General features: G+C 54.6%; 4 protein-coding genes. 3 read left to right on the plus strand and 1 reads right to left on the minus strand.

Annotated elements, in window-relative coordinates:
• The first annotated feature begins 28 nt into the window (after positions 1-28).
• The 3 genes from EXY20_RS23850 (at position 29) to EXY20_RS23860 (ending at position 5,812) form a co-directional block, all read left to right on the plus strand.
• Positions 29-1,933, plus strand: a complete 1,905-nt coding sequence (locus tag EXY20_RS23850) for a stalk domain-containing protein (protein WP_135554627.1) — start codon at positions 29-31, stop codon at positions 1,931-1,933.
• 161 nt (positions 1,934-2,094) lie between these two features.
• Positions 2,095-4,563: a DNA gyrase subunit A gene (gene gyrA / locus EXY20_RS23855; protein ID WP_135554628.1), complete on the plus strand. Its 2,469-nt coding sequence runs from the start codon at positions 2,095-2,097 to the stop codon at positions 4,561-4,563.
• A gap of 178 nt (positions 4,564-4,741) precedes the next feature.
• Entirely contained in the window at positions 4,742-5,812 is a 1,071-nt protein-coding gene (locus tag EXY20_RS23860; protein ID WP_135554629.1) for an HD-GYP domain-containing protein, read from the plus strand.
• A gap of 529 nt (positions 5,813-6,341) precedes the next feature.
• Here the strand turns inward: EXY20_RS23860 and EXY20_RS39545 are convergent.
• Positions 6,342-6,565 (minus strand): hypothetical protein (locus EXY20_RS39545; protein ID WP_207671327.1); only part of this gene is annotated, 224 nt, incomplete at its 5' end.

Consider the following 6,565-nt stretch of genomic DNA (forward strand, 5'->3'; position numbering starts at 1 on the left):
GTTATCGCGGAGAAAGGGAGATCCGTTTATGGGCAAAGACGCAATGGCGGTGCAGATGCCGGGGCGCTTCCGGCGAATCCGGTTCGTCTTGATCGGGCTGGCGCTGTTGTTCGCCGCATGCTGGAAGCTGTCTGCCGTACAGGCGGCCGACGACGACACCGCCACGGTGACGATCGACGGCATCGTGCAACGCTACGAGCAGACGCCGGTCATCGTCGACGGCACGACGATGGTGCCGCTGCGCGCGATATTCGAAGCGCTGGGCGCCCGCATCGAATGGGATACACAGACGAGCACCGTAATCGCGCGCAAGGAATTCAAGCAAGTGACGCTGACGATCGGCAAGACGCAGGCATTCATCGACTCCACGGAAAAAACGCTCGACCAACCGGCCATGTTGGTGAACGGGAGCACGATGGTGCCGCTTCGTTTCGTGAGCACGGCGTTCGGCGCCGAAGTCGGCTGGGATGGCGAAACCCGGACGGTATCGATTCGAACCGGTTTGCCGGGCATTGGCCCGAAAGGCCAGGATCGGTCCTATCCGCTGTTGGAGCCGGTGGCCGAACCGGACCGGACGGCCATAACGCCTGCCAAGCCGCCGGCCGTTTATCCGGCCGTGAAGAGCGCCTACAACACGCCGCACTGGTTCGACATGCGAAGGCAGTGGAAAACGTTCACCACCTCGTATTTTCAAGTGTATTATTACGAGGACGAAGCGGATGTCATGACGATTGCCACCCGATTTGACGACATTTACCGGCACTTGGCCGGGGTGTTCGGACGGCAGCTGTTTTATCGGGTGCCGGTCTATTTCATGAACGAAGAAGATTATAAGGCCAGTCACAAAGATATTTCGTTCAGCGCGGCGCATTGGAACCTGGGAGAACAAACGATGTTCGTTCGGATCGCTCCCGATCGGAGTCTCGATTCGCTGCTGGAGACATTCCGGCATGAAATGACGCACGCGCTGACGCTTTCCACTACGGAGTCCGGGTTATACGGCGAACCGAGCTGGTTTCCCGAAGCGGTAGCCGGCTACTACGAAACGATCGGTCCTTATCTCGACCTGAGCCGGGAGAAGGTGCTGTATGCGGCCTGGAAAGAAAACAAATTGCTGGCGTGGAAAGAGATTCCCGAGAGCAACGCGGATTGGGACGACAGCAACGTACAGCTCATTTATGCGGAAGCGCAATCGTTCTATCGTTATCTGGTCGATACTTACGGCGAAAGCAAGACGAATGAATTGTATTACGCCAAAGCTCCTTTTGCGAACGCGCTCCTGACGTTGACCGGGAAGACGCCCGACGAGCTGGAGTCGACCTGGCGCGCCGACCTGGGCCGGCAGTATGGAGCCGCGACGCCGCGCAGACAAGGCATCGTTACGTATGCCGGCAGAGGAAACCGTTACGTCGGGGAAGTCGTGTACGGCGAGGCGGGCGGCCAAGGCAACATCTATAGCGATTACAAGCTTATTTACACCGGGGAATTGGAAGGCGGCAAAATGAACGGGGAAGGCACGTTGTATTACAGCAACGGCGGCAAAGCGGTCGGCACCTTTAAAGACGACAAGCTGAACGGCAGCGGCAAACAATACGGCACCGACGACAAACTGCGATACGAAGGCTCGTTTGCGGACGGCAAGATAGACGGGCCAGGCACCTATTATTTACCCAATGGCGACACATTCGAAGGAGTAAGCGAGGCCGGATCGTTCAAGCGGGGCAAGTATACGCTGGCGGACCGTTTCCTGCTCTACGAAGGCGACTTCGCGAGCGACAAGTTTTCGGGTAAAGGCACGCTTTACTTCAGCAACGGCTATAAGTTCGTCGGCGATTTCTCGAACGGCAAGCCGGACGGGAGAGGCGTCATTTATCGGCTCGACGGCACTTATGTGGAGGATGCGGTTTATCGCAACGGAGAGCGGATCAATTAACGTGCGCCAAGGTTTAAATTGTACTGATGATGTGAAAGTAATATAATAGAATTTGATGCGAATCTTGCCGGAACGCCGGCGGGAAGTCAAGTTTCCGCAGTTGTTTTATGCCTGGGGCAGCGCGCCCAAGCCGAAAGGCGTCCATCCTTGGGGGGTTAACAATGGCAGAAGAAATGCGAGATCAGATCAAAGAACGCGATATCGGCTCGGAAATGCGCGAGTCGTTCATGGATTACGCCATGAGCATTATCGTCAGCCGGGCGCTCCCCGATGTAAGAGACGGGTTGAAACCGGTTCACCGCCGGATTTTGTTTGCGATGTCGGAACTCGGGATGGCTCCCGATAAACCTTATAAGAAATCTGCCCGGATCGTCGGCGAAGTCATCGGCAAATATCACCCGCACGGGGATTCCGCCGTTTATGAAACGATGGTGCGGATGGCGCAGGATTTTTCGATGCGTTATATGCTTGTGGACGGCCACGGCAATTTCGGCTCGATCGACGGAGACATGCCGGCGGCGATGCGGTATACGGAAGCCCGACTGTCGAAGATCGCCATGGAGATGCTGCGCGACATCAACAAAGAAACGATCGATTTCGCTCCCAACTACGACGGCGAAGAGCAGGAACCGGTCGTGCTTCCGTCGCGTTTTCCGAATTTGCTTGTGAACGGTGTCACCGGCATTGCCGTCGGCATGGCGACGAACATTCCGCCGCATAATCTGGGCGAAGTGATCGACGGCATTCAGGCGCTGATTCGCGATCCCGAGCTTACATCCCTTGAACTGATGCAGTACATCAAGGGGCCCGATTTTCCGACCTACGGCTACATTCTCGGCCGCTCGGGCATCCGTTCGGCGTATACGACGGGGCGCGGCTCCATCACCATGCGGGCTAAAGCGGAGATCGAAGAGACGAACGGACGGGCGCGCATTATCGTTACCGAGCTGCCTTATCAGGTGATCAAGGCGCGGCTGATCGTCAGCATTGCCGATCTCGTTCGCGAGAAGAAGATCGACGGCATCACCGACTTGCGCGACGAGTCGGACCGCAACGGCATGCGCGTCGTCATCGAGCTGCGCCGCGACGTCAACGCGAACGTCGTGCTCAACAATTTGTACAAGCAGACGGCAATGCAGTCCAATTTTGGCGTGAACATGCTGGCGATCGTCAACAAGGAACCGAAGGTGCTCAACCTGAAGGAGGTGCTGCGCCACTACTTGCTGCATCAGCAGGAAGTCGTGCGCCGGCGCACGGAGTTCGATCTGCGCAAGGCGGAAGCCCGGGCGCATATTCTCGAAGGCTTGCGCATCGCGCTCGATCATCTGGACGAAGTCATCGCACTCATCCGCGCGTCGCGGACGACGGAAGAAGCGCGCGAAGGGTTGATGACGCGGTTCAGCTTGTCGCTGGAACAGGCGCAGGCGATTCTCGATATGCGGCTGCAGCGCCTTACCGGCTTGGAGCGCGAGAAGATCGAAGAAGAATACAACGAGCTGATGGTGAAGATCGCCGAATATAAAGCCATTCTGGCCGACGAACAGCGCATTCTGGCCATTATCGGCGAAGAGCTGCAGGAGATCAAAGACAAGTATGGCGATGAGCGCCGGACGGAAATTACGATCGGCGAGGAAAGCATCGACGACGAAGATTTGATTCCGCAGGAAGAAGTGATTATTACGATCACCCATTCCGGCTATGTCAAGCGGCTGCCTGTCACCACGTACCGGTCGCAGAAGCGCGGTGGCAAAGGCGTCATCGGCATGGATACGAAGACGGATGACTTTGTCGAACATTTGTTCGTAACAAACTCTCATCATTATTTGCTGTTCTTTACCGACCGTGGCAAGGTGTATCGGCTGAAGGCATACGAAGTGCCGGATTTGAGTCGTACGTCGCGAGGGACGCCAATCATTAATCTGATTCAGATCGAGCAGGGCGAGACGATCAACGCGGTCATTACCGTCCAAGGCTTCGATCCGGACAAGTATTTGTTCTTCGCTACCAAGAGCGGCATCGTTAAGAAAACACCGCTCGAAGACTACAACAACATCCGCAAAGTCGGTTTGATCGCCATCAATTTGCGCGAGGACGACGAATTGATCGGCGTGAAGCTGACGGACGGCAAGCAAGGGATTATTATGGGGACGCGCACGGGGATGTCCATTCACTACCCGGAAACGGACGTTCGCCCGATGGGCCGTTCCGCAACCGGCGTCAAAGGCATCCAAATTACCGATGACGATGCGGTAATCGATATGGACGTCATCCAGCCGGACAACAGCGTGTTGATCGTTACGTCCAAAGGCTTCGGCAAACGAACGCCGGTCGACGATTATCGCGTGCAATCCCGCGGCGGCAAAGGGATCAAGACGCTCCATATTACGCCGAAGAACGGACCGGTCGTCGGGCTTAAGGTAGTGCGCGAAGACGAAGATTTGATGATTATTACGGCGCAAGGCACGATTATTCGGATGAGCATGGAGGGAATCTCCATGATGGGCCGGAATACGCAGGGCGTCCGTTTGATCAATATCAAGGACGACGACGAAGTCGCCACACTGACGCGCGTGGAGAAGAGCGAAGAGTCCGCCGAATCGGGCGAATCGGGCGAGGACGCGAACGAATAGGCTTCGCTTATGAAGTCCGCGTTCGGGAATGGCAAGCCGGCAGGAGCTTTCGAGCCTCTTGATCGGCGGCAGACTTACTTACGGTGCGAGTTCAAAAAGACGGGCTTGCGCTTCCTGCCCAATCTTCGTGATCAAAAGCCGACTTTTTGAACAACCTCTTACGGGAATGAGGGATCGTATGCTTAACGTTTCCGTCTCACAGCTGAAGACCGGCGAGAAGCTTGCCGAACAGGTGATTACCAAGAGAGGCAGTCTCCTGTTTGAGAAGGGAAGGCAGCTCACCGCCCGGGAAATCGAAATATTGCGGGCTTTCCTGATTCCGATTGTTGCCATCGAGTCGAAAGCCGGAACGGAAACGGAGGAAGACGGCGACAATTCGCCCGAGGATCCCTCGCAATCCGTACTGCCGTTCTATCTTGAGCTCGACAAAATGACGTCCCTGCTCAAACGTGTGTTTAATTTGGCGCAAACGAACCAGACGATTCCGATTCTCGATATCCGGATGCGGCTGGAGTCGCTGCTTAAGCTGATCGACCATTACAATATTTTGTCCGTCACAAGCAAGAACACGAATGTAAAGGAGTATTTGATCCATAACAGTGTGCTGGTCAGCTTGACGGCTTACCAGCTCGCCAAGTGGCATGGACTGCCGCAGAAAGATTTGATGCAGATCGCGCTCGGCGGCCTGTTTCATGATCTCGGTAACGTTAAGATCGACGACGTCGTTTTCGAGAAGAAGACGCGCCTCACCGATCTCGAGCTCGAGGAGATGCGGAAGCATACGATATTCGGCTATAACATTTTAAAAAATGTACCCGCTATCAACGAGGGGGCGAAGCTTTGCGCATTGCAGCATCACGAGCGCGAAGACGGCTCCGGTTATCCGCTCGGCGTGAAGGGCGACAAGATCCATCTGTACGCCAAAATTATTGCCGTGGCCGATATTTTTCACGCCATGACCAGCAATCGGCATTACAAGAAGGCGGAATCCCCTTACCTTGTGCTCGAGCAGCTTGTCAAGGAATCGTTCGGCAAGCTCGACCCGCTGCTGGTGCAGACGTTCGTTTACCGTGTTACTGCCTTTCATAACGGTACGGTTGTCAGACTGAGCGACGAGCGGATCGGCGAAATCGTCTTCTCCGACCGCGCCAACCCGACGCGGCCCTGGGTCAATGTCAACGGCAAAATCGTCAATTTGTCGATGGAGCGCAATCTTTACATCCAGGAAGTGTTGTTTAATTTCAATTAGTCGGGTTTGACGATGGGCATCATGCCCGGAGCGGCGCTGCGGCGCCGTTCTTTTTTTATGTGTCTGGCTTGAACCGCTTGCTGCGGCCGCGGCATCATCATGACGGACCGGGTAACGGAAATAACCAGTGAAAAATGGCTTATTTGCCCGATTTGGGGTGCCTCGTCGAAAATAGCCAGCCAAAACATGGCTTATTCGCTTTGACAGGACTCAAAATCAGGTGTTTTAGCCAAAATAGCCAGTGATTTTACTGGTTATTTTGGAGGGCCATCTGTTTTTGGAGAAATAGGCAATCAAACATGGCTTATTCTGCAAAACGCTTCGTCGGAACGGAGCCAAGTGAAGCTTATCGTCCTTGTTTCTCGCGAGAAAAAAAATTAAAAAAATTGCTTGACTTCATTTTTGCATCTGTGATACATTAGTACTCGCCGCTTGGAAGGCTTGTCCGGAAGCGCGGCGGACGAAAGAAGAAGAAAAAAATAAAGCTTGCAATCGTGATCGGCGATGTGGTATGATATAAAAGTCGCCGTTAAACGACAGCCCACCGGCAAGACGCTTCGCAACAAGATGGCAACATCACGACAATGTCTTGCGCGGCTTGACTTTTCGGGCGACACCAAGCTTTATCATTGCCCTTTGAAAACTGAACAACGAGTGAGCAAGCAACAGCGATCTTCGGATCGTAAGCTAGTGTTTTGAAGAGCAAGTTCGAACTACCTTTATGGAGAGTTTGATCCTGGCTCAGGACGAACG

The sequence above is a fragment of the Paenibacillus cymbidii genome, assembly GCF_004764705.1.
GTDB lineage: Bacteria > Bacillota > Bacilli > Paenibacillales > NBRC-103111 > Paenibacillus_AN > Paenibacillus_AN cymbidii.

What these genes read in the sequence shown, in the direction of transcription:
- EXY20_RS23850 (WP_135554627.1), top strand. Translation starts at nt 29, where the DNA reads ATGGGCAAAGACGCAATGGCGGTGCAGATGCCGGGGCGCTTCCGGCGA.
- gyrA (WP_135554628.1), top strand. Translation starts at nt 2,095, where the DNA reads ATGGCAGAAGAAATGCGAGATCAGATCAAAGAACGCGATATCGGCTCG.
- EXY20_RS23860 (WP_135554629.1), top strand. Translation starts at nt 4,742, where the DNA reads ATGCTTAACGTTTCCGTCTCACAGCTGAAGACCGGCGAGAAGCTTGCC.